Source organism: Arthrobacter sp. FW306-1B-G06A (assembly GCF_058781765.1).
Window position 1 is genome coordinate 100,768 of the sequence record NZ_JBYSXB010000004.1, and the last position, 23,379, is coordinate 124,146.

General features: G+C 64.1%; 23 protein-coding genes and 1 tRNA gene. 17 read left to right on the plus strand and 7 right to left on the minus strand.

The window, feature by feature from the left end:
- Positions 1–29 precede the first annotated feature (29 nt).
- From AC3WJM_RS03250 to AC3WJM_RS03275, 6 genes are all read right to left on the minus strand, one after another.
- Positions 30–1,046 carry a M4 family metallopeptidase gene (locus tag AC3WJM_RS03250; RefSeq protein ID WP_492271214.1) on the minus strand — a complete coding sequence of 339 codons (1,017 nt, stop codon included), beginning with the start codon at positions 1,044–1,046 and terminating at the stop codon, positions 30–32.
- A gap of 116 nt (positions 1,047–1,162) precedes the next feature.
- On the minus strand, positions 1,163–1,333 hold the full coding sequence (locus AC3WJM_RS03255; RefSeq protein WP_492271194.1) for a hypothetical protein: 171 nt from the start codon (positions 1,331–1,333) through the stop codon (positions 1,163–1,165).
- A 300-nt stretch (positions 1,334–1,633) separates the two neighbouring features.
- Positions 1,634–1,706 (minus strand) — tRNA-Arg (locus tag AC3WJM_RS03260).
- 87 nt (positions 1,707–1,793) lie between these two features.
- Positions 1,794–3,314, minus strand: coding sequence for an FAD-dependent oxidoreductase (locus tag AC3WJM_RS03265; protein WP_492271195.1), 1,521 nt, complete (start codon positions 3,312–3,314; stop codon positions 1,794–1,796).
- Positions 3,311–4,183, minus strand: coding sequence for an FAD:protein FMN transferase (locus AC3WJM_RS03270; protein ID WP_492271196.1), 873 nt, complete (start codon positions 4,181–4,183; stop codon positions 3,311–3,313). The genes AC3WJM_RS03265 and AC3WJM_RS03270 overlap by 4 nt, the downstream gene beginning before the upstream one ends.
- Before the next feature lie 4 nt (positions 4,184–4,187).
- Positions 4,188–4,607, minus strand: coding sequence for an FMN-binding protein (locus AC3WJM_RS03275; RefSeq protein ID WP_059387607.1), 420 nt, complete (start codon positions 4,605–4,607; stop codon positions 4,188–4,190).
- 220 nt (positions 4,608–4,827) lie between these two features.
- On the opposite strand from AC3WJM_RS03275, the gene argS reads away from it, so the two are divergent.
- The 10 genes from argS to AC3WJM_RS03325 all read left to right on the plus strand — a co-directional run bounded on the left by argS (position 4,828) and on the right by AC3WJM_RS03325 (position 17,494).
- On the plus strand, positions 4,828–6,477 hold the full coding sequence (gene argS, locus AC3WJM_RS03280; RefSeq protein ID WP_492271197.1) for an arginine--tRNA ligase: 1,650 nt from the start codon (positions 4,828–4,830) through the stop codon (positions 6,475–6,477).
- A 5-nt stretch (positions 6,478–6,482) separates the two neighbouring features.
- Complete coding sequence (gene lysA / locus AC3WJM_RS03285; RefSeq protein ID WP_492271198.1) at positions 6,483–7,952, plus strand: diaminopimelate decarboxylase; 1,470 nt, start codon at positions 6,483–6,485, stop codon at positions 7,950–7,952.
- Complete coding sequence (locus tag AC3WJM_RS03290) at positions 7,945–9,261, plus strand: homoserine dehydrogenase (protein WP_284988417.1); 1,317 nt, start codon at positions 7,945–7,947, stop codon at positions 9,259–9,261. Before lysA ends, AC3WJM_RS03290 begins: the two co-directional genes overlap by 8 nt.
- Positions 9,262–10,368 (plus strand): threonine synthase, encoded by a 1,107-nt coding sequence (gene thrC, locus AC3WJM_RS03295; RefSeq protein ID WP_059387608.1) that lies wholly within the window; start codon positions 9,262–9,264, stop codon positions 10,366–10,368.
- 2 nt (positions 10,369–10,370) lie between these two features.
- Positions 10,371–11,345: a homoserine kinase gene (gene thrB / locus AC3WJM_RS03300; RefSeq protein WP_492271199.1), complete on the plus strand. Its 975-nt coding sequence runs from the start codon at positions 10,371–10,373 to the stop codon at positions 11,343–11,345.
- Between the two features lie 301 nt (positions 11,346–11,646).
- Positions 11,647–13,749, plus strand: coding sequence for a transcription termination factor Rho (rho, locus tag AC3WJM_RS03305; protein WP_492271200.1), 2,103 nt, complete (start codon positions 11,647–11,649; stop codon positions 13,747–13,749).
- Positions 13,750–13,925: 176 nt separating this feature from the next.
- Positions 13,926–14,999, plus strand: coding sequence for a peptide chain release factor 1 (gene prfA, locus AC3WJM_RS03310; RefSeq protein ID WP_028264759.1), 1,074 nt, complete (start codon positions 13,926–13,928; stop codon positions 14,997–14,999).
- Positions 15,000–15,017: 18 nt separating this feature from the next.
- A complete protein-coding gene (prmC, locus tag AC3WJM_RS03315; protein WP_284988414.1) occupies positions 15,018–15,890 on the plus strand; it encodes a peptide chain release factor N(5)-glutamine methyltransferase in 873 nt (290 codons plus the stop codon).
- A 12-nt stretch (positions 15,891–15,902) separates the two neighbouring features.
- Positions 15,903–16,718, plus strand: a complete 816-nt coding sequence (locus AC3WJM_RS03320; protein ID WP_492258886.1) for an L-threonylcarbamoyladenylate synthase — start codon at positions 15,903–15,905, stop codon at positions 16,716–16,718.
- A complete protein-coding gene (locus AC3WJM_RS03325; protein ID WP_306960921.1) occupies positions 16,715–17,494 on the plus strand; it encodes a WecB/TagA/CpsF family glycosyltransferase in 780 nt (259 codons plus the stop codon). Before AC3WJM_RS03320 ends, AC3WJM_RS03325 begins: the two co-directional genes overlap by 4 nt.
- Before the next feature lie 22 nt (positions 17,495–17,516).
- Here AC3WJM_RS03325 and AC3WJM_RS03330 read toward each other — a convergent pair whose 3' ends face one another.
- On the minus strand, positions 17,517–18,413 hold the full coding sequence (locus AC3WJM_RS03330) for a glycosyltransferase (RefSeq protein WP_284988411.1): 897 nt from the start codon (positions 18,411–18,413) through the stop codon (positions 17,517–17,519).
- A 213-nt stretch (positions 18,414–18,626) separates the two neighbouring features.
- On the opposite strand from AC3WJM_RS03330, the gene AC3WJM_RS03335 reads away from it, so the two are divergent.
- The 7 genes from AC3WJM_RS03335 to AC3WJM_RS03365 all read left to right on the plus strand — a co-directional run bounded on the left by AC3WJM_RS03335 (position 18,627) and on the right by AC3WJM_RS03365 (position 23,303).
- Positions 18,627–19,736 (plus strand): MraY family glycosyltransferase, encoded by a 1,110-nt coding sequence (locus AC3WJM_RS03335; protein ID WP_284988410.1) that lies wholly within the window; start codon positions 18,627–18,629, stop codon positions 19,734–19,736.
- Between the two features lie 128 nt (positions 19,737–19,864).
- Positions 19,865–20,353: a Cg1360 family ATP-synthase-associated protein gene (locus AC3WJM_RS03340; protein ID WP_284988409.1), complete on the plus strand. Its 489-nt coding sequence runs from the start codon at positions 19,865–19,867 to the stop codon at positions 20,351–20,353.
- Complete coding sequence (locus tag AC3WJM_RS03345; protein WP_284988408.1) at positions 20,340–20,678, plus strand: hypothetical protein; 339 nt, start codon at positions 20,340–20,342, stop codon at positions 20,676–20,678. Before AC3WJM_RS03340 ends, AC3WJM_RS03345 begins: the two co-directional genes overlap by 14 nt.
- Positions 20,679–20,759: 81 nt before the next feature.
- Positions 20,760–21,560, plus strand: coding sequence for a F0F1 ATP synthase subunit A (gene atpB / locus AC3WJM_RS03350; RefSeq protein WP_059387612.1), 801 nt, complete (start codon positions 20,760–20,762; stop codon positions 21,558–21,560).
- Positions 21,561–21,642: 82 nt separating this feature from the next.
- Positions 21,643–21,861, plus strand: coding sequence for an ATP synthase F0 subunit C (gene atpE, locus AC3WJM_RS03355; protein ID WP_028264751.1), 219 nt, complete (start codon positions 21,643–21,645; stop codon positions 21,859–21,861).
- A 54-nt stretch (positions 21,862–21,915) separates the two neighbouring features.
- Entirely contained in the window at positions 21,916–22,476 is a 561-nt protein-coding gene (locus AC3WJM_RS03360; RefSeq protein ID WP_078108476.1) for a F0F1 ATP synthase subunit B, read from the plus strand.
- The gene (locus tag AC3WJM_RS03365; protein WP_284988407.1) at positions 22,476–23,303 is read left to right on the plus strand and encodes a F0F1 ATP synthase subunit delta; all 828 of its coding nucleotides are present in this window, start codon (positions 22,476–22,478) and stop codon (positions 23,301–23,303) included. Before AC3WJM_RS03360 ends, AC3WJM_RS03365 begins: the two co-directional genes overlap by 1 nt.
- Positions 23,304–23,379: the final 76 nt, after the last annotated feature.

Genomic DNA, 23,379 nt, shown 5'->3' on the forward strand with positions numbered 1-23,379 from the left:
TGCGGCTTCCACTGCTCCGAAGGGTGCTGCTAGAGCTTTACCTTCACAGTTTCCCACGCCGTACGGACGGCGTCATGCTCGTGTGAGCCGGCGCCGAAGAGCTCCTCTGCCGAGGCCACTGTGGCCTTGGCGAAGCGTCCGAAGGTGCACGTGGCAGGCAATGAGCCGCTGGTCAGCGTGTTGTACCAGATCTGCCCCGGAGCCTCCCACGCATTGCCACCCAGCTCCAGGGCAAGAAGGGAGAACGCCCGGTTGGGGATGCCTGAATTGATGTGGACACCGCCGTTGTCCGCGGTGGTGCGGACGTACTTGTCCATGGAGTCCGGCTGCGGATCCTTGCCCAGAACGTCGTCGTCATACGCGGTGCCGGGTGCCCTCATGGAACGGAGCGCGGTGCCTTGGACGGCGTCGGTGAACAAGCCCTCGCCGATCAGCCAACTGGCCTCCGCAGCCGATTGCTTTTTGGCGTATTGCTCCACCAAGGCCCCGAAAACATCCGACATGGACTCGTTGAGGGCTCCGGCCTGGTTCCGGTAGGCGAGGGCTGCCGTGTATTGGGTGACGCCGTGGGCAAGCTCGTGCCCTATGACGCTGAGCGACTTCGTGAACCTCTGGAAGATCTCGCCGTCGCCGTCACCGAAGACCATTTGGCTGCCGTTCCAGAAAGCATTGTCATACAGCTCGCCATAGTGGACAGTGGCATCAAGTTTCAGCCCGGCGCCGTCGATCGAATTACGGCTGAACGCACCTGCATACAGCGCGTGGGTTTCGCCCAGTCCGTCGTACGCTTCATCGGCGGCGGGGTCGCCCGTTGCCGGACCTTTTTCCTTGCGGACGAGCTTGCCGGGCAGGGCTTCGGTGGAGCCAGCGTCGTAGATGGTCCGCTTGGGCGGGCCGGGCTTCGCCTGCCGTGCCGTCGGCACGGGGGCCGGCACGGGAAGCGCGCGGACCGCCTGGAGGTTCTTGATGTGGAGCAGGGATTCCTTGGCCGCCCGTGCGATCACCCGCAGGCGGGGCTCGTGCTGTGCCGCCAGCCTTCGCAGCATGTAGGGAGGAATGATGGAACAGATCACGGCGAACCCTTTCGTACCTGTTGGACGGGTACGAACAGCTTAGGAGTGGCTACTGACTTTTTAGCCGGGCCGGTGCGGCATGTCCGGGATCACGACGACTCGGAGGCCTCCTGCAAGCACGTCGGCAACAGTTCCTCCTCAAATTCGGGGCCCTTCAGGATCCGTTGCAGCTTGCCGAGGTCCACGATGCCATTGCCCCAGGCCAGTTCGATTTCGTAGAGGGCTTGCTTGTTGCGGCGGGCGGCTTCACATTCAGGCATCGGTGTCCACGGGTTGTGGGCAAAGGATGGTTGCGAGATGTGCTGCTGGGAGCCGCGACAGCTTCTTGGCGAGAACCGGGGCAATGGACTCGAGCTCGGGGAACGCTGCTGCGGGCTCCTGTTGAGGTGTCTGCCCTGGTCTTTTTGTTGTCTGCACAAGAACGTTGTGCTGGCAGGCGGCCAATCGTGACGCAGTTTTCCACTTTTTGTTGCCCGACTGGCAAGCGGCGAGGCTCCTCGGCAAGCGGTGAGGCAAAGAAAAACCCCGCCGGTTCCTTGAACTGGCGGGGTTTTCTGTTGTGCCCTCGATAGGATTCGAACCTACGGCCTTCTGCTCCGGAGGCAGACGCTCTATCCCCTGAGCTACGAGGGCATCCGGGGCTCCCGTCCGTTGCCGGAGGGACGTCCACGAGCTTAGCAGGTCACCGCGCCGCAATGGAAAACGGGCGGGGGCGAGCCGTCAGTAGCCCGCGAAAGCGTCCACATGGATGCGTCCGGCTCCGGCATGGCGGGCGGCGGAGCGAAGGGTGTCCACGTTTGCCGGGGACCCGGAGACGTACACGTCCCGCTCGGCCACATCGGGGATGAGCTCCCGCAGGGAGTCGCCGTCGATGCGGCTCCGCCCGGCGTCGTGCATGAACGACGGCGGCGGGGAACCGTCCGAAAGGCGGGCGATGACCCGCGCGCCCGAGGCCTCCAGGACATCTCTCCCGGCAAGTTCTGCGGCGCTGGGGGCGAGATACAGCACGACGATGTCCCGTCGCGCGGAGCTGCCGGACGCCAGCTGGGAAAGGAAAGGCGCAATCCCGATTCCGGCCGCGATGAGCAGCACGGGTTTGCCGGCGTCGGGCGGCAGGACAAAGTCGCCGCCCACCGCGGTTCCGCTGACGCACTCTCCAGGCTCAAGCGCGAGCAACGCACGCTTGGCGGCGGAGACTGGTTCCGCCGTGCCGACGCCGAATGTCATCTCGGGCGAGTCGGGCGAGCTGGTGATGCTGAAGACCCGTCGCCGCCCTTTACCGTCCGAGCGCGAGTGCGGAAGGTTGAGTTCCATGAACTGCCCCGGGAGGAAACGGACGGGCCGTCGTGGCTCAAAGCGGAACTCGGTGGTGAAGGGCGTTAGGGGGCGCGAACCCTTGAACGTCAGCATGATCCCGCCCCGCTGCCCCACGAGGAATGCGAGGAGGTTTCCGATCAGCAGAGCGAGTTCCGGCGAATTGGCCACGCCCGCCACGTTGTACGGCACAGCAAAAAACAAGGCCACGACGGCGGCCAGTACCATTTGCTGCCATCGGCGGGGAGGCAGGGTGAGGGGCTCGGTGAGCATGAAACCGACGAAAAAGAGCAGTGGCTGCTGCGCGATCGGTTGCCACAAAGCGGGTCCGAAGGACATGCCGCCGCGCAGGAGCACGGCGCACACCACCGACAGCGCCACCGCGAAGAAAGTGCAGGCCATGAGCACCTTCAGCGTCCGGTACAGCACCAACAGCACGCCGGGAACCAGGAGCCACAACATGGCCGGGGTTGCCGCCCACCACGTGGCGATGTTCAAACCGGTGAGCCCGGCGATGAAGGCGCCCGCCGCTGCGGGATTGAATATATGCCGGCCTCGGAACGCCAAGACGTATTTGGATGCCGAGGCCAAAACGCATGCCACGGCGACTCCGGCCAGGTCGAGGACCTGGACCGAAGGAATCAGCTCGGAGGGCCAGAACAGGAAGTACAACAAGAGGCCCGTGACGAGCGAGGACTCCGAGTGCGGCTGGACCTTGAAGGGCATGGCCATGAGCCGGTTGGATGCATACGTCAGGCCCAGGCACAGCACAAGATGGACAACCATTTCAGGCAGCCCGAAGCTCAACCAGCCCAGGGCGTTCAACACCATGCTGTACGCCGCGAGAACGGCAAGGACCCAAAGAATCAGCCGGTACATCGTGAAATGGCCGAGCCAGGCGTCCACTCGCGCTTTGATGGCAATCATGAGAACAGTGTCCCTTCGAAGCCGGCCGAATAGGCGGCGTGTCCGTCCGAATAGACCATGAGCCAGGAAAACTCGAATTCTCGCTCAAGTACTTTCGGATCCACCATGAAGAGCGCCGTGGCCAGCGCATCGGCTTCCATTGCGGTGGTAGCCATGGTCCATGTGGCCACCACGGTCTCCACCGGGCGCCCGGTGGCGCCGTCGAGGACATGGTGCAGCCCGTCGCCCCACGCGCGGCGGTTGGCGGCTGAAGCGCACAGCGCCCCGTCAAGGAGTTCGACGACGCCGATCGCCTGGGTGGGGTCGTAGGGGTGTTCGAGGCCCACGCCCAACGGCTCCGCCCCGGAATGAAGCATGTCGCCGCTGGCATCGACCAGGAACTCCGTGGTTCCCGCTTCACGCAGGACCGAGGCCAGAAGGTCCACCAATTGGCCCTTCCCGGCAGCACCGATGTCCAAAACCACAGGGACGGAAGCGGAAATCTCCGTGCCGTTCCATACAAGGGCGTCTTCCCAGCGCGGTGCCGGCACCGGATGGCCGAGGGGCCGCAAGGCATAGTCCGCCCCGTAGCCCAGGTGCTCGAGGCTGCCGCCGATGAGCGGCGTCATGGTGCCGTCGCTGAGGCGGTACAGCTTTTTGAAAAGCCGTTCCAGCTCGCCTGCCCCGGCAGGGAGGGTCACGGTGCCGGGTTCACGGGCGAGCGGCGCAACCAGGGAGTCGTCCCGGAAGCGCGAGTAGCTTCTGTCGTAGTCCTCCACGATGCCGAGCAAGCCGGCGCGCACCTCCTCGGCGAGTTGCTCCGGCGTCGAGATTTCCCACGTGGTTCCGATCCCGTCGAAGCCGAACACGCTCCAGCCCGTGTGCGCCATGCGCCTATTTGGCCTCGGACTTGATGGTTTCCACGGCCTTGTTGAATCCTTGGCTGGTCAGGGAGGAGCCGGCGACTTTTGAGACGTTGATCTCATCCAGTTTCTTGCCGACCACCTGCGCCGCGATGCCGTTCTTGAACTGCCCCTGGAATTCCTTGGTGTTCGGGTTGTTGGCATGGACTGTGATGTCCACCGCGGAAATGGTGCCACCGGCCAATGTCAGCTTGACCCCCACGGTTTCACCGCCGTTGGGTGAAATGTAGTCACCGTCCGCACTATAGGTACCGTCCTTGTAGGGGCCGGAAATCGTGGAGGTCTTTTGCGGGGTGCTGCCTTGTGCCGAGGGGGCGCAAGCTGCCACCGAACTGGCCAAAGAGAGGCCGGCGGCGCCCACCAGGAGGCCCTTGCGGAGTGGCGTAGTCATGGTTCTGCTCGTTTCAACTGGACTCGAAAAGTGGTCAATGCGCGTTCCTTCGGGCCGTGGGCCGATCACACCACTGACGGTGATTTCAGCCTATCGGTTCAGTCTGGGAGCTTTACTGGCCGAAGCTGGGCGCCGGCTGGGTGCGCGCTGGTGCCCGCGTGTGCGCATTGCTAAGCATTAGAATTCCACCACTTGCAAGCCCCACCGGTAGGCTAGACGGGTGACTCCCGAAGAACTCTCAGCCGCCATATCCGCCTGCCTGAAAGACGCTGTCGCCGCCGGCGAGCTTGCGCTTTCCGAATCTGCCCTCCCTGAGGACGTGCGCGTGGAGCGACCCAAGAACCGGGAGCACGGCGACTGGGCCACGAACATTGCCTTGCAGCTTGCCAAGCATGCCGGGACCAACCCGCGTGAATTCGCCACAATCCTGGGCAAGCGGCTGGAAGCGATCGACGGCGTCACCGCCGTGGACATCGCGGGCCCGGGCTTCCTGAACATCACCGTGGACGCGGCGGCCGCCGGTGCGCTGGCCAAGGCCATCGTCGAGGCGGGAAGCTCCTACGGAACCAACCAGGCGCTCGCAGGCCATGTGGTCAACATGGAATTCGTCTCGGCCAACCCCACGGGACCGCTGCACATCGGCCACACGCGTTGGGCGGCCCTGGGAGATTCGATTGCCCGCGTCCTCCGCGCCTCCGGTGCGGACGTCACCGCGGAGTACTACATCAACGACGCGGGCTCGCAGATGAACGTTTTCGCGAACTCGGTGCTGTCCCGCCTGCACGGACGCGGCGTTCCGGAGGGCGGCTACCCCGGTGAGTACATCCGGGAACTCGGCGACGAGGTGCTCAAGGCCCATCCGGCAATCCGCGAGCTGACCGACGAGGCCGCACTGCCGGTGATCCGTTCCGCGGCCTATCAGGCCCAGATGAAGGACATCAGGGACACCCTGGCCGGGTTCGGCGTGGCTTTCGATGTCTTCTTCTCCGAGCAGGAACTGCACGACGGCGGTGCGATCGAGTCCGCCGTCGCCCGCCTCCGCGAGCAGGGCCACGTGTTCGACGACGGCGGGGCGGTCTGGCTGCGCACCACGGACTTCGGCGATGACAAAGACCGCGTGATGATCCGGGCCAACGGCGAACCCACGTATTTCGCCGCCGACGCCGCGTACTACCTGTCGAAGAAGGACCGCGGCTTCACGGAGAAGATCTACCTGCTCGGCGCCGACCACCACGGCTACATCAACCGGCTCAAGGCCATCGCAGCCTGTGCGGGCGACGACCCCGAGGTCAATATCGAGGTCCTGATCGGACAGTTGGTCTCGGTCAACGGCGCCAAGCTGTCCAAGCGTGCCGGCAACATCATCGAGCTCAAGGACTTGATCGAATGGCTCGGGAAGGACGCCGTGCGTTACTCGCTGGCCCGCTTCCCCGCCGATTCTCCGCTGACGCTGGATCCGGAACTGCTGAAGAAGAACAGCAACGAAAACCCAGTGTTCTACGTGCAGTACGCGCATGCCCGCTCCCGCGGCACGGCACGCAACGCGATCGAGGCTGGCGTCGACCACAGCGCCTTCGACGCGTCCTTGTTGGACCACGCCACCGAGAACGAGCTGCTGTCCTACCTCGGCAGCTACCCGTCCATCGTTGCCAAGGCCGCCGAGCTCCGCGAACCGCATCGTGTGGCCCGCCACCTCGAGGTCATCGCCGGTGCCTACCACCGCTGGTACGACGCTTGCCGCGTCTCACCGCTCGGCGACGAGCCGGTCCAGGACGTCAACCGCACACGGCTGTGGCTCAACGACGCCACGAGCCAGGTACTTGCCAACGGACTCGAACTCCTCGGCGTTTCAGCTCCGGAACGGATGTGATCAGCGTGCAAAACAACACCGTCGCCTCGCGCCTTGCCCCCGAGTGGCTCGTCGTGCCGGAGGACGTGAACGCGCTTCACGCGCCGATGTGGGCCGAAGGTGTCCAGAGGACCGACGACGGCGAGCTCGCCATTGACGGCGTTCCCGTCAGCGAGCTCAAGGCGCAGTTCGGCACTCCGCTGTTCGTCATGAGCGAGGGTGATTTCCGTGCCCGCGCCCGCTCCTTCAAGGACGCCTTTGACGCAGCTTTTGAGGACATTTGCGGAGGAGTGGACGTCTACTACGCCGGAAAGTCCTTCTTGTGTACTGCCGTGGCCAGTTGGGTGGCCGAGGAAGGCCTGCGCCTGGACACGTGCTCGGGCGGCGAACTCGCCGTCGCGGCCCGCGCCGGCATCGACGGCGCAAATTTGGGGCTGCACGGCAACAACAAGTCCGACGCCGAGATCAACCGGGCACTGGACATGAAGCTCGGCCGCATCGTGGTGGACAGCCTCGATGAGCTTGAGCGGGTCGCCAAGATTGCCTCCGGCCGCGGCGAGACGGCGAAGGTCATGCTGCGGCTGACTCCGGGCGTGCACGCCCACACCCACGAATTCATCGCCACGGCCCACGAGGACCAAAAATTCGGTCTCTCCATGGCCGGGGATACCACGGAGTCAGCCGGCCTCTCGGCCGCCGAAGAAGCGGTCGCTGCGGCGACTTCGTACTCCAATGTGGAACTCCTGGGCCTGCACTGCCACATCGGTTCCCAGATCTTCGAGCCTGACGGTTTCGCCCTGGCAGCCGAGAAGCTGTTGGGATTCCTCGCCGCGATGCAGGCGAAGTACTCCATCGTCCTGCCGGAACTGGACCTCGGCGGTGGCTACGGGATCGCCTACACGCCCGTGGACACACCCCGCCCGCCGGCCGAAATCGCGCAGGCGATGGCCGCCGTCGTTCGCTCCAAGTGCGCTGAGCTGGGAATCGCCTCGCCGCGCATTTCGATCGAACCGGGCCGCGCAATCGTGGGCACCAGCACCTTCACCTTGTACGAGGTCGGGACGCTGAAAACCGTCCGCGTGGACGCGCCTGTAGATGCCGGTGGCAACCAAAACGTTACGTTCCCGCGCCGCTATGTGTCGGTGGACGGCGGCATGAGCGACAACGCCCGTCCGGTGCTGTACGACGCGGATTATTCGGCCATTCTCGCCTCGCGGACCTCGGACGCTGCCGCGCAACTGTCCCGAGTAGTGGGCAAACATTGCGAGAGCGGCGACATAGTTGTTAGAGATGTATATCTGCCCGAAGACGTGGCAGCCGGTGATCTGCTCGCTGTACCGGGAACCGGCGCTTACTGCTGGGCCCTCTCAAGCAACTACAACTATCTGGCCAGGCCTGGCGTTGTCGCTGTGCGCAATGGATCCGCCCGGCTGATCGTCCGCGGGGAAACCGAAGAAGATCTCTTGAACCGCGACATGGGAGTGGCGAATGTCTGAAGTGCGAACCCTGAAGGTGGCCCTGCTGGGCTGTGGCAACGTGGGAGCCCAGGTAGCGCGGATTCTCCTTGACGACGCCGACGCCCTTGCGGCCCGCACCGGCGCACGCTTGCAGCTGTCCGGCATCGCCGTGCGGAACCTTGATTCAGAGCGCGACGTCGAACTGCCGCGCGAACTGTTCACCACCGACGCCGACACCCTGGTCAAGGACGCCGATCTGGTGATTGAGCTCATGGGCGGCATCGAGCCTGCCCGTTCGCTCATCCTGACCGCCATGCAGAACGGCGCCTGCGTCGTCACGGGCAACAAGGCACTCCTGGCACAGGACGGCCCGACCCTCTACGAAGAGGCCGACAAGGCGGGCGTCCAGCTCTCCTACGAGGCCGCCGTCGCCGGAGCCATTCCGATCCTGCGACCCATCCGCGACAGCCTCTCCGGCGACCGCATCACCAGGGTCCTGGGCATCGTCAACGGCACCACCAACTTCATCCTCGACCAAATGGACAGCACCGGTGCGCAGTTCGCCGACGCGCTGGCCGAGGCCCAGCGGCTCGGATACGCGGAAGCCGACCCGACTGCCGACGTCGAAGGCCATGACGCCGCGGCGAAGGCCGCCATCCTCGCGTCGTTGTCCTTCCACACGCGCTTCGCCCTCGAAGACGTGTACTGCGAAGGCATCACAAAGGTCAGCGCAGCGGATATTGCCGCCGCGAAGGACGCAGGCTTCGTCATCAAGCTGCTCGCCATCGCGGAGAAGATCACCAACGCAAACGGCGACGGCGGCATTTCAGTCCGCGTCCACCCCACCCTCCTGCCCCGCGAGCACCCGCTGGCGGCCGTTCGCGGTGCGTTCAACGCAGTCTTCATCGAGGCCGAGAACGCCGGCGAGCTCATGTTCTACGGCCAGGGAGCCGGCGGAACCCCGACGGCGTCTGCCGTCCTGGGCGACCTCGTCTCGGCAGCCCGCCGGGTGGTACTGGGCGGTCCCGGCCGTACCGAGACCACCACGGGCTACGTGCCTGCGCTGTCGATCGATGCCTCGACCACGAGCTACTACATCGGCCTCGACGTTGCCGACCAGGCCGGCGTCCTGGCCCGGATCACCCACATCTTTGCGGAGCACGGCGTGTCGATCGAAATCATGCGCCAGACGATCCACCGCGACGCCGCCTCGAAGGTTGAGTCGGCCGAGCTGAAGATCGTCACCCACCGCGCATCCGAAGCCGCACTCGCGGCAACCGTCGAGGCCGTCAAGGGCCTGGACGTCATCAATTCTGTGACATCCGTCCTGCGGGTAGAAGGGGTCTAAATGGCTCACCAATGGCGCGGAGTAATCCGCGAATACGCTGATCGTTTGCCTGTAACGGAAGCCACGAAGGTCATTACCCTCGGCGAGGGCGGAACTCCGCTCGTCCACGCGCAGAAGCTCTCCGAACTCACCGGATCCACCGTGTACCTCAAGGTGGAGGGCATGAACCCCACCGGGTCCTTCAAGGACCGCGGCATGACAATGGCCATGACAGCTGCTGTCGAAGCAGGCGCCAAGGCCGTTGTTTGCGCCTCCACGGGCAACACCTCGGCCTCCGCCGCAGCCTACGCCACCGCCGCCGGGCTCAAGTGCGCCGTGCTGGTCCCCGAAGGCAAGATCTCCATGGGCAAGCTCAGCCAGGCCATCGCGCACGGCGCGACCCTCCTGCAGGTGGACGGCAACTTCGACAACTGCCTCGACATCGCCCGCAAGCTCGGCGAGTCCTACCCGGTGTTCCTCGTGAACTCGGTCAACCCGGCGCGTATCCAAGGCCAGAAGACCGGTGCCTTCGAAATCGTCGACGCCCTCGGAGACGCTCCGGACATCCACGTCCTGCCGGTAGGCAACGCGGGCAACATCAGCGCGTACTGGAAGGGCTACAAGGAGTATTCCGCCCCCTTCGAGTCCGCGACCGCCGGCACCCTTCCCGCCGTCTCCACCAAGACGCCAGCCATGTGGGGATTCCAAGCGGCAGGCGCGGCACCGTTCGTGGCAGGCCACCCCATCACCGAACCGGACACGATCGCCACGGCCATCCGCATCGGCAACCCGGCTTCCTGGGACACGGCCATTGCGGCGCGTGATGAATCCGGCGGCTTCATCGACGCCGTGACCGACGAGGAAATCCTCGATGCCCACCGCTGGCTCTCCGCCAAGGAAGGCGTCTTCGTGGAACCCGGTTCCGCAGCAGGCGTAGCCGGGCTCATCAAGAAGCACGCCGCAGGCGAGGTTCCCACCGGCAAGACGATCGTCATCACCGTCACCGGACACGGACTCAAAGACCCGCAGTGGGCACTCCGTACCGAAGACGGCAGTGAGGTCCAACCGGTCAAGGTGCCGAACGACGTCGTAACCGTGGCATCCGAACTGGGACTGGAAGAAAACTAAGAGTGGAAACCACGCAGCCCACCGCGACGGGTCTCACGCTTGTCGCGGCAGGCCAGCAGCTGACCGTCAGGGTCCCGGGCACCAGCGCCAACCTGGGCCCCGGCTATGACAGCCTCGGCCTGGCATTGTCGATCTACGACACCCTGACCGTCGAAACACTCACCACCGGAGAGCTCGAGTTCGAGCTCTCCGGTGAGGGATCCGATTCCCTTCCCCGGGATGCGAGCCACCTCGTCGTGCGTGCCCTCAACACGGCCTTGGAGCGGCTCGGTTTCCGGCACAGCGGCCTCAGGATCACCGCGGACAACGTCAACCCGCACGGCCGCGGACTTGGCTCCTCGGCGTCGGCCGTGGTTGCCGCCGTGACCGCGGCCAACGCCTTGGTGCCCGAATCCGCACAGCGCGACCGCGACTGGATCCTGCAGCTCACGAGCGAGATGGAAGGGCACCCGGACAACGTCGCACCCGCGATTTTCGGCGGATTGGCCCTGTCATGGCAGGACAGCGAGCAGTACAGCAGCACCCGCGCAGAAGTGGTCCCGTCGGTCATCCCGATCGTCGCCGTGCCTGACTACGAATTGTCCACCGAGACCGCCCGCGGTTTGCTGCCCGCTTCCATCGGCCACCACGCAGCAGCCATGAACTCAGGACGCGCGGCGCTCCTCATCCACGCATTGACGGCCGACCCCCGTTTCCTGCTTCCCGGAACCGAGGACTACCTTCACCAGAGCTACCGCGCCGAGGCAATGCGGCCCAGTGCGGCGCTGATCAAGGCATTGCGGTCTTCGGGCCATGCAGCCGTGGTCTCGGGAGCGGGACCCACGGTTCTGGCACTGGCCAACGGCGCGGATGAAGCCGAGGCGATCGCCGAATTGATTAATTCGTTCACCGCGGACAACACTCCGGATGTTGCGTGGCGCGTGATGACACTGGCAGTGGACGTTGAAGGTGCTAGAGTGGACTTGCACCGGCGGTAGAACCGCGGGCAGTTCCCTGACATTGGATCCCGGCTTATTGCCGTTCCCGTCTCCTACTGTGTCGAAGTCTGCCGGTGTCGTCTCCTTATCGGCCTGCCGCAGGTGCCACAGAACCCTTTCTGTTACCCGAGCGGTCAGCCCGCGCCCCGCCCGCCGGAGCATCGAAGACGTATTAGTATCCGGCCCTGCTGAAACTAAACCGGCAAGACCGAAATCACGGCTGCAGATCTGAACTGCAGTCCAGAACAAATCATCGCGTCCAGCTCTAGGTCTGGACGCCGTCGAGGGGGAAGGATCCTTCGTGACAGAAACCACTGAGCTGGCTTCAGCTGTGGACACAACATCTTCTGCAGCTGAATCAACGGCCGCAACCGCTAAGAGCAGCGGCCTTGCAGGCCTCAAGCTCGCGCAGCTCCAGGCTCTCGCCAGTCAGCTGGGCATTTCGGGCGGATCCCGGATGCGCAAGGGGGACTTGGTCTCGGCTATCTCGGCCCACCGTGCCGGTGCAACCACCAGCAAGGCTCCCACCGCGGCCAAGGCCGTGGCAGCAAAGGCCGCGCCTGCAGCCCCGGAAGCTGAGACCGCTGCCGCACCTGCCGCAGCACCTGTTGAAGCTCCTGCGCAGGACGGCACCCGTGCACGTGGCCGTGGCCGAAGCCGTCGCGCCACCAGCGATGGCGTTGTTGCCGCTCCTGCCGCCACGGAAACCGCGGAGGCTCCCGCCGCCGTCGTCGAGGCTCCCGCCGCTCCCGTCGCGGAAGCAAGCGAGGCCGCCGGCGAACGCCGCCAGCCGCGCACGCGGAACCGTCGTCGTGGCGAGGCCGCTCCGGTAGAGGCCGGTGAAGCCGCCGAGACCCGCGCCGCAGAGCAGCCCCAGGCCGAACAGCCCCGCGTAGAACAGCGCCAGCCTGAACAGCGCCAGACAGAGCAGCGCCAGCCCGATCAGCGTCAGACACAGCAGCGCCAGGGCGAGCAGGCCTCTGTCGAAGCCGGCGAACCCGGCCAGCGCGAACGCCGCGACAACACCCGTACGCGTCGCGAAGACACGAACGACGGCGATGACACCGGCAACCGCCGCAATCGTCGCAACCGTCGCGACCGCAACGATCGTCCGGGTCCGCAGGACAACCGTGACAACCGCGATGGAAACACCCGTAGCGACCGCTTCCGCGACCGCAACGAACGCCGCCGTGGCCGTGGCCAGGGTCCCGACGTCGACGACGTCGAGGTCACCGAGGACGACGTCCTGCTGCCTGTTGCCGGCATCTTGGACGTACTGGAGAACTACGCGTTCATCCGCACCTCGGGGTACCTGCCCGGCGCCAACGACGTGTACGTGTCCCTCGCCCAGGTCAAGAAGTACAACCTGCGCAAGGGTGACGCCGTCGTCGGCGCAATCCGCGCCCCGCGCGACGGCGAGGACCGCAGCCAGCAGTCCGCGCGCCAGAAGTTCAACGCGCTCGTCCGCGTCACGTCGGTCAATGGCAAGACGCCCGAAGAGCTCAAGGACCGCGTCGAATTCGCCAAGCTGGTTCCGCTGTACCCGTCCGAGCGACTGCGCCTCGAAACGGACCCCAAGAAGATCGGCCCGCGCGTCATCGACCTCGTGGCCCCGATCGGCAAGGGCCAGCGCGGCCTGATCGTCTCCCCGCCCAAGGCCGGCAAGACGCTCATCCTGCAGTCCATCGCCAACGCGATCACCACCAACAACCCTGAGGTCCACCTCATGATGGTGCTGGTGGACGAACGTCCCGAAGAAGTCACGGACATGCAGCGCACCGTCAAGGGCGAGGTCATTGCCTCCACCTTCGACCGTCCTGCCGATGACCACACCACGGTTGCCGAGCTTTCCATCGAACGCGCCAAGCGCCTCGTGGAAATGGGCATGGACGTGGTAGTCCTCCTGGACTCCATGACCCGCCTGGGCCGCGCCTACAACCTGGCAGCACCGGCCTCCGGCCGTATCCTGTCCGGTGGTGTCGACTCCGCTGCGCTCTACCCGCCGAAGCGCTTCTTCGGTGCTGCGCGCAACATCGAAAACGGTGGCTCGCTCACTATCCTGGCAACCGCGCTCGTGGAGACCGGTTCCAAGATGGACGAGGTCATCTTCGAAGAGTTCAAGGGCACGGGCAACATGGAGCTCCGCCTGTCCCGCCAGCTGGCGGACAAGCGCATCTTCCCGGCCGTGGACGTCAACGCTTCGGGTACCCGTCGCGAAGAGAACCTGCTTTCGGCCGAAGAAGTCAAGATCATGTGGAAGCTGCGCCGCGTCCTCTCCGGACTCGAGACCCAGCAGAGCCTTGAACTCTTGACCAACAAGATCCGGGAGACCGGGAGCAACGTCGAGTTCCTCATGCAGGTACAGAAGACGACTCTTGGAGCCAAGTCGGATAACGACAAATAGCTGTTTTAGGGGCGGGCGCTGGTTCGTTCGTGCGGTTGGTGCCGCGCGGATGTTCCGCTCCCGCCCCTTCCCTTTGCAACGCGGGGTCACTTACGGCCCATGCCGAGGGCCTGGATGGGCCGTAAGTGACCCCGCGTTGCGTTATTAGACTTGTAGAAGTCGAAAGAGGTTTGAAAATGTTTGAGTCCGTACAGGGATTGCTTGACGAGCATGCTGCTATCCAGGCGCAGTTGAGTGATCCTGCCGTTTATGCCGACCAGGCTTTGGCCCGCAAGTTGGGGCGGCGCTCTGCCCAGTTGCAGGGCATCGTCGAGGCGTACAACCGTTGGCGCGGGCTCATGGACGATCTCGAAGCGGCCAAGGAAATGGCTTCCGAGGACGCCGAATTTGCTGCCGAGGTAGACGAAATCGAGGCGAAGCTTCCGGCAGCGCAGGAGAAGTTGCGCAGGCTGCTGATCCCTCGCGATCCCGACGACGCCCGCAACGTCATTCTTGAGGTCAAGGGCGGCGAAGGCGGCGACGAAGCTGCGCTCTTCGCCGGGGACCTGCTGCGCATGTACATGCGTTACGCCGAGTCCCGCGGGTGGAAGACCGAACTCATTTCGGCCACGGAATCGGACCTGGGAGGCTACAAGGACGTCCAGATGGCCGTCAAGGGCAACTCGAACGATCCCGCAGAAGGCGTCTATGCCCGCTTGAAGTTCGAAGGCGGCGTGCACCGCGTCCAGCGTGTTCCCGTCACGGAGTCGCAGGGCCGCATCCACACGTCCGCGGCCGGCGTACTCGTGCTTCCCGAAGTGGATGAGCCTGAAGAGCTCGAAATCAACCAGAACGACCTCAAGATCGACGTCTACCGGTCTTCAGGTCCCGGCGGCCAATCCGTCAACACCACGGACTCTGCCGTCCGCATTACGCACCTCCCCACGGGCATCGTGGTGGCCATGCAGAACGAAAAGTCCCAGCTCCAGAACCGTGAAGCCGGCATGCGCGTCCTTCGTGCCCGTATCCTGGCACACCAGCAGGAGCAGATCGACGCCGAGAACTCGGCCCAGCGCAAGTCGCAGATCCGCACCATGGACCGTTCCGAGCGCATTCGCACGTACAACTTCCCCGAAAACCGGATTGCCGACCACCGGACGGGCTACAAGGCCTACAACCTCGACGCCGTCATGAACGGCGACCTGGAGCCGGTCATCCAATCGGCCATCGAAATGGATGAACAGTCGCGCCTGGATGCCCTGGGCGAGTAACAGCCTGCAAGGATCTTCATGACGTTCTTTCCGGGCCAAAGCCTCGCCGACGCTGTCCGCGAGGCAACAGCCATCCTGTCCGACGCCGGAGTCCCCACTCCGCGCGTGGACGCTGAACTCCTCGCGGAACACCTCCTGGGCGTCGGCCTCGGCCGCCTGCGCGCCATGCTGCTGGGCGATTCCGAGGCCCCGGAAGGCTACGCGGACTTGGTGGCCGAGCGGGCCCAGCGCGTCCCGCTCCAGCACATCACCGGCGTCGCGCACTTCCGCTACCTCACGCTCGCCGTGGGCCCTGGCGTGTTCATTCCGCGACCGGAAACGGAATCCGTGGTCCAGCTCGTCATCGACCACCTCCAGGGACTCGAGCACCCCAAGGTGGTTGACCTTGGTACGGGCTCCGGCGCCATCGCGGCGTCGATCGCCCACGAAGTGCCCGGGGCCGAGGTCCACGCCGTCGAATTCAGCACGTTCGCCCACGCCTGGGCCGCGAAGAACCTGAAGCCCCTCGGGGTGAAGCTCGTTCAAGGCGACCTTCGCAATGCACTGCCCGAACACGATGGAACGTTCGACGTCGTCGTTTCCAATCCGCCCTATATCCCGGCTGAAGCAATTCCGAACGAACCTGAAGTGGCGCTGCACGATCCGCCGGAGGCACTGTACGGCGGGGGAGCGGACGGAATGGAGCTTCCGACGGCGGCTGCAGCCTCCGCTGCCCGGCTCCTCAAGGGCGGCGGCTACTTCGTGATGGAGCACGCGGAAGTGCAGGCGGGCTGGATTGCCGAACACCTGAAGGCTGCCGGTTGCTGGACGCACGTCGCCACCCACCTCGACCTCAATGGCAAGGAACGTGCCACGAGCGCAGTGTTGGCAATCGCTGCCTCCGGGAAATGAAAGAATAGCGCTGTGACCACAAGCTACAACTGCACGTCAGAGGAACAACGCGCCGAAGGCCTGGAGCATGCGCAGCGCGCCATCAGCGAGAAAAAGTGTGTCGTCATGCCGACGGACACTGTCTACGGCATTGCCGCCGACGCTTTCTCGCCGCAAGCCGTGACCATGCTGCTTGTCTCGAAAGGCCGCGGCCGCCATATGCCGCCCCCGGTGCTGATTCCGCGGCTCAATGCGCTGGACGGGCTGGCAACCGATGTATCGGAAGAAGCCCGCAAGCTCGCGGAAGCCTTCTGGCCCGGCGGCCTGACGCTGATCTTCCACGCCCAGCCGTCCTTGGATTGGGACCTGGGGGAGACCCGCGGAACCGTGGCCCTGCGCATGCCCGACGATGAAATTGCGCTTGAACTGCTCAACCGCACCGGACCGCTAGCGGTGTCCTCGGCAAACCGCACCGGCCAGGCCGCCGCGCAGACAGCCTCCGAGGCGAGGACCCAGCTTGCTGAATCGGTCGAGGTGTACCTTGAGGGCGGCTTCCGGCCTGTCGAGGGAACCGAGTCCGTAGCGTCCACGATTGTCGACGCCACCGCGCTGCCGCTTCGGGTGGTCCGCGATGGTGCGATTTCCCTGGAACGCCTCCGCGAGATTGTTCCCGGGGTGCTGGCCCTCGGGGAAGCGGCGCCCGAACCCGCGGCTGAAGCCGCACCTGATACTGAACCGGCGCCTGAAACGGCCGCGGCTGAAACAGCGGCGGAACCGGCGTCCGAGACGGAAAAAGCCCCGGAGGAACAGGCCGAGACCCCTGTCCACACGGAGACCAGGGCCGAATGAGCCTGGTCCGGGATCGCGTTCCCCTTCTGGACGTAGACGTCACCGCACTGTGCGCCGACGAACTCATCGAGGCCATCAGCGGGTACGTTTCGGACGGCACCACCAAGGTTGTCCTCGGGCACAATCTGCACAGCGTCACGCTGTTCCATTCGAGCCCGGATTTCCGCCGCCTCTATGAACGCAGCGATGTGGTGCTCATGGATGGTGCGCCTGTCGCCATGCTCTGGGGACTTGGACGGCGAGGAGCTTCACGGGGCGATGCCGCGGGGTTGATGGAATACCGTCTGGGATCCACTGACTGGGTGCCGGCGCTAGGCGGCGTCGAAGGCCTGCGCAGGATCGCCGTCGTCGGCGCCGGCCCGGAGGCCAACAGCAAGACGGTGGAGCGACTCCGCAAAATCGTGCCGGGCGCCGAGGTCTCCGGGCGGCCCGGTGAGAATTGGGACGATGACAGCGAAGAGGCCGCCGTCGCCTGGCTCGCGGAATTCCGCCCGCAACTCGTGCTTCTTGGCCTTGGAATGCCGCTGCAGGAATCGGTCCTGCACCGCCGTCTCGACGAGCTTCCGCCTGCCGTCTACTGCACCGTGGGTGGCGCCATCGAGCAGTTGGCGGGCCTCCAGAAGCTCGCTCCACGCTGGCTGGGCCGCCTCGGGCTCGAATGGGCATGGCGGCTCGTCCTGCACCCGGGACGCGTCGCCTACAGGGTCTTCGGCGAGCCGTGGGTGCTCCTCGGCCTGCTGGTCCGCCGTCGGCTCTCCGGCAGGAACAGCGCCTGAACCGAAGCGCCCGGCAGGACCGCTAGAACTTCTGGTCCTCCAGGGGGCCAAAGCCCTTGTCCCGCAAGCCGGCGGAGAACGCCCGGAACCATTCGGCGAGCCCGCGGAAGTCACCCCGGGGGAGGAAGTAGCCCAAGTAGCCTCCGACGTCGGCCACCATGGATTTTCCGCGGCGGTAGCGGCGGATCAAGTAGCCGCGGTTGCGGTAGTAGAAGTATCGCTTGAACGCCGAATCCGGCACGATCACGTGCCAGCGCGCGCCGAAGACGTGCTTTGTCTCGGAAAACGCGTGCGGGTGGCTGATCCAGGCCGTCGCGACGGTACCGAAGCGGATTCCCGCTTTCCTGAGGCGGATCATGAAGTCCACCTCGTCGCCCCGGATGAACAGCCGGATATCCGGCACTCCCACCTTGAAGAACACATTGGAACGGATGAGCGCGCCGTTGAAGAAGTGCCCGACGTCGGGCAGGAACCCCGCCTTCTCGACTTCGGCGCGTTCGTGGGTCACCTTGCCGTCGATGCGGAAGAAGAAGGAGAGCTTGTCCGGGTGGCCGGGCGCAACGACGAGCGGCACGACGGCGTCGAGTCCGCGGGCGTCTGCTTCGCGAACCAGGGTTTCAAGACAGGCAGGATCGCCGGGTTCGGCGTCGTCGTCCATGATCCAGACCCATTCGGCGCCGCTGGCGACCGCCTTGAGGATTGCGAGGGCGAAGCCGCCCGCGCCGCCCAGGTTCGCCTCCGAGCGGACGTAGTCCACTTTTGGATGGCTTGACGCAAGCTCCCGCGAAGGAATGGTTCCGCTGTCCACGAGGCAAATGGTGTCCACGGGCATGGACTGCTTGTTGATGGCGTCGAGCAAGACTGCTAGCTCTCCGGGGCGGTCAAAGGTCACAGCCGCTACGGCAACGGAGACAGTCATGTAGGGTTCCTTCCGGGCACTCGCGGGGAGGGTCCTCCCGGCTCGCCCTAGGGGCGCGTGAAACGGAGCAAAGCCGCCGTTGACGCTAGTATCTTGACAGAGTCCAACTGTAGTACAGCAATATTCGGCGGTGCGCAGAGGTGTTGCAGGTGTTGTGCCGGCAGCTAGTCGCCAGGGACATAATCCACCACCACCGCCAACAGGAGCCGCCACGTGATCATGTATTCGCTCATGATGCTCACGGCTGCCGTCGTGTCGTATCTCGCTACGTGGGTAGCCCGCCAGATGGGTAACAAACTCCGGCTTTTCGCCCCCATCCGCAGCCGGGATATGCACTCAGTCCCGATTTCCAGGCTCGGAGGCCTGGGACTCTTCGCAGGCTTCGCCGTGGCCCTCGTGGTAGCCAGCAATTCGTTCTTCGTGAAGGACATCTTCCACGGAAACGGTGCGCCGTGGGGAATCCTGGCGGGTGCCTTGGTGATCGTCGCGGTCGGTGTTGCCGACGACGTGATGGACATCCGCTGGTGGGTCAAGCTGATCGGTCAATGCACGGCGGGTACGATCGTTGCGGTCTGGGGCGTGCAGATGTCCGTGATTCCTTTTGTTCCGGAACCCATCCGGATCGAGGCGGAACCGCTGCGGATTGTCCTGACTGCGCTCCTCATCGTGACCACCATGAACGCCGTCAATTTCATCGATGGCCTCGATGGCCTCGCGGCCGGCGTCGCCGCGATCGGCGGGGTTGCGTTCTTCCTGACGGCGTATTGGGTCCACCGCAATGCAACGCTGACGGACCGCTCGGATCTGGCGGCGCTGCTGATGGCCATCATCGTCGGTTGTTGCATCGGATTCCTGCCGCATAACTGGTTCCCGGCCAAAATCTTCATGGGCGACTCCGGCGCCATGCTTCTGGGCCTCGTGATGGCCTCGGCCGGTGTGGTGTCCACGGGCCAGATCAGTTCCGGACTCTACGACCGCGCCAACGGTATTCCGACCATCGTGCCCATCCTGCTGCCGTTCGCGATTTTGTCGCTGCCGTTGCTGGACCTTGGCTTGGCGGTGTTGCGGCGGACAGCTCGCGGCCAATCGCCATGGTCTGCGGACCGCGGTCACTTGCACCACAAGCTCATCGAGCTCGGCCACACCCACCGCACGGCGGTGCTCATGATGTACGTGTGGACCTGCATTCTGGCGTTCGGAGGCCTCGCGTTCGCCATCTTCCCCTGGCAGATGGTCCTCACGGTCGACATCGTGGCCGCATTGATCATGGCCGGGGTGACGGCCTGGCCCTACTTTGTCCGAAAAGGGCGCGCTGCCCAGTAGACGATGTGTGACGAGGGCGTTAACATCACAGTTCTATCTCATGTAGAATTCTAGGGCGGACAGTCACTCGCCCGCGCACCCACCCTTTTTGAGACTTTGGCATTCTTGCCACGACGATTGGCATCCCCATGACCTCCAACGCCGGCGGACAGCAGTCCGACTCAAGCGGCGTTGCTGCCCCCCGCTCCATGTCTTCGCTGTGGCTCCGGCTTCTTTTCCTCAGCTCGACGACGGCGGTGGCGGCCCTCGCGGCAACGTCGGCTGTTGCGGCGGTCATGAACGGTGGCGTAGGGGTGCTCTCTGCCGCATTCGGCGGGGCGATCGTGATGGCATTTTTTGCTATCAGCCTCCTGATCGGCCATTTCGTCGGCCGGGATAACCCCTCCGGCGCGGTGGGCCTTTTCGTTGCCAGCTACTTTGTCAAGGTGGTCGGCTTCGCGGTGGTGCTCTTCGTCGTGGGAGCGCCCGCCTGGCTGCACGGACGCTGGTTCGTGATCGGCGCCGTCGTCACGGTTGTCTCGTGGCAAGCCGCCGAAATCTACGGCTTCAGCAAGGCCCGGCTCCAGATCTACAACGACCCCGCAGCGGGCAAAGGGGGCGGCGATGTTCACTCCTAGGAACAAGCGACGCTCCGAGACATCCAATGCCCCAAAAACCGGCGATTCCGCTGAGCAAGTGAGCGACGGAAGCGACGGCGGATACAACGCCGGCATAGCCGTCTTCAGCTACATTGTTGGCGGAATCATAGTCTGGAGTTTGATAGGCTGGGGTCTGGATAATCTGTGGGGGACTCGCTGGATTGTGCTCCTTGGCGCTCTGCTTGGAGCCGCAGGAGGGTTCTATCTTTCCCATATGCACGGCCTCACAAGTCATCGCTCGTCTTCCGGTGGAAGCAAAGCAGACAGTGGTCCGTCCCAGGACGGGAACAGTAATGCCAAATAATTTCACACGGGAAATGGCTGCAAGAAACGCGGCCGGATCCTCAACAACGCCCAATGATGGACACTGCAGAGAGGAAACGCGTTGATCGCGCTTGCGCTCCCGGCCCAGGATTCAGGGACCTTCACTCCTCCCGGAATCGACCAAATGCACCTGCCGGCTATCCTGCCGTGGGGTGCGAGCGATGGCTTCTCCAAGCAGATGTTGCTGGTGATCCTGTCGGTGGTTCTTATCGCCACATTCTTCATTGCTGCTGCACGCAAGCAGCAGTTGGTTCCCGGCAAACTGCAGTTCGCAGGCGAGATGGCCTACGGCTTCGTCCGCAACAGCATCGCCAAGGACATTATCGGCGGCCGCGACTTCATGAAGTTCGTGCCGCTTCTGTTCTCCTTGTTCTTCTTCATCCTGGTGAACAACATCTACGGCGCCATTCCCGTGATCCAGCTTCCGAGCTTCTCGCACGTCGGCGGGGCCTATGTGCTGGCCGCAGTCGTGTACGTCACCTGGATCGGCATCGGCATCAGGAAGAACGGCCTGAAGTACTTCAAGCTGGCCACGGTTCCTTCCGGAGTTCCTTGGTACATCCTGCCGATCGTCGTACCGATCGAAATTATCTCCAACTTCCTGGTCCGGCCCGTGACGCACAGCCTCCGTCTCTTCGCCACCATGATGGCCGGACACCTCATCGTGATGATCGCCGGCTCCGGTATTGAGTTCCTTGTCATGCAGGAGAACGTCCTTCTCAAAGGCGCATCCGTGCTGGTACTTGTTGGCGCCGTCGCCATGTACATGCTCGAAGCCTTGATCATGGTGCTTCAGGCATACGTCTTCACCCTTCTGACTGCGATCTACATCGAAGGCGCGCTCCACGCCGACAGCCACTAGGCACAACCCCTCAATCTTCCCCTTCGGGGGTTGAAGCAAACCAAACAACCTGCCGCGACTGCGGCATCTTGAAAGGAATACAATGAACGGCGACATCAACGGCTCCCTTAACCTCATTGGCTACGGTCTCTCCGCAATCGGCGGTGGTATCGGTGTGGGTCTCGTATTTGCTGCTTACATCAACGGTGTTGCACGTCAGCCGGAAGCCCAGCGCGTGCTCCAGCCGATCGCGTTCCTTGGTCTGGCTCTGACGGAAGCCCTCGCCATCCTCGGCCTGGTCTTCGCTTTCGTTCTCAAGTAAACCGCTAAGAACCAAGCGAACATTCAGAACCGAGTAGATAAGGACGGGTGAAACATGAATCAGCAGATCATCTCAGCCGCCGCTCAAGGTGCCGCCGAGTCGGCTAATCCGCTCGTTCCCAATCTCTGGGAAATGGGCGTCGTCTTCGCCGGCTTCGTGGTCCTCTTGTACATCGTGGTCAAGTTTGTTGTCCCGATGTTCGAGAAGACCTTTGCCGAGCGCGCAGAGGCGATTGAGGGCGGCATTGCCAAGGCTGAAAAGGCCCAGGCCGAAGCTTCTGCAGCTCTCGAAGAGTACAAGCAGCAGCTCCACGATGCCCGCGCCGAAGCCAACCGCATCCGCGAAGAAGCTCGAGCCGAAGGTGCCCAGATCCTCGCGGAGCTGAAGACCAAGGCAGCAGCCGAGTCGGCTCGCATCACTGAGCAGGCGTACGCCCAGATCGAATCGGAGCGCCAGGCAGCTGTTGTCTCCCTGCGTTCCGAGGTGGGCACCCTTGCCACGACTTTGGCAGAGCGCATCGTTGGCGAATCGCTCAGCGATGACGAGCGTGCCGCCCGCGTGGTGGACCGCTTCCTTGCAGATCTGGAGACCCAGAGCGCAGGTGCAGCTAAGTAATGGCAGGTGTATCGAGCGAATCGCTGACCAAGGCGCTGGAGCAGTTGGAAGCCACGCTTCCGACGGCCTCGCTGCAGTTGGCTAAGGACCTCTTCGGAATCCTGGGAACGGTGGACAGCTCGGCTGGCTTGCGCCGCGCCCTGACTGACCCCTCCCGCAGCGGAGAAGAAAAGTCGGCGCTGGTCAAGCAGCTGGTTGGCGGGAAAGTCTCCGCTGATGCTGCGGAAATCGCGAGTGGATTGGCCAGCTCACGCTGGGCATCGGCACGCGATATCGGCGATGCACTCGAGACTCTTGCCGCCACGGTGGTCATCGCCGTGGCTGAGAACAAGTCGGCCGTTTCTGCCTCCGGAATCACGGGGCTGGAAGAGCTGGAAAACGATCTGTTTGCTTTCAACCAGACCGTTGCTTCCAGCCACGAGGTACAACGTGCCCTGGGAGAGTCGCAGGCAAGTGCCGCGGCCAAGATCAGCCTGGCTGAGAAGTTGGTTCCTGGCGCAAGCCCGGAAGCCCAGCTCCTCATCGCCCAGGCCGTATCGCAGCCACGCGGCGTCAAGCCGAGCAAGCTCATCGACAATTTCGCCAAGCTTGCAGCCAAGCGCCAGCAGCGCTGGATCGCAACTGTCCGCGTTACCCGTCCGTTGACGGATGCGCAGGCCAGCCGTCTGCAGGCCGGGCTTGATGCCCTCTACGGCCGCGAGCTGAAGGTCAACGTCAGCGTTGATCCAACTCTGATCGGTGGAATCCGGGTCCAGGTGGCAGACGAAGTGGTTGACGCTTCCGTCGTAGCCCGCCTGTCCGAACTCCGCCGGCAACTCGCTGGCTAGCCAGACAAGCACAACTTAACTGATACAAACACCGGTCATCGTGAGCAACGATGATCACGAAAACAGGAGAGCAGGG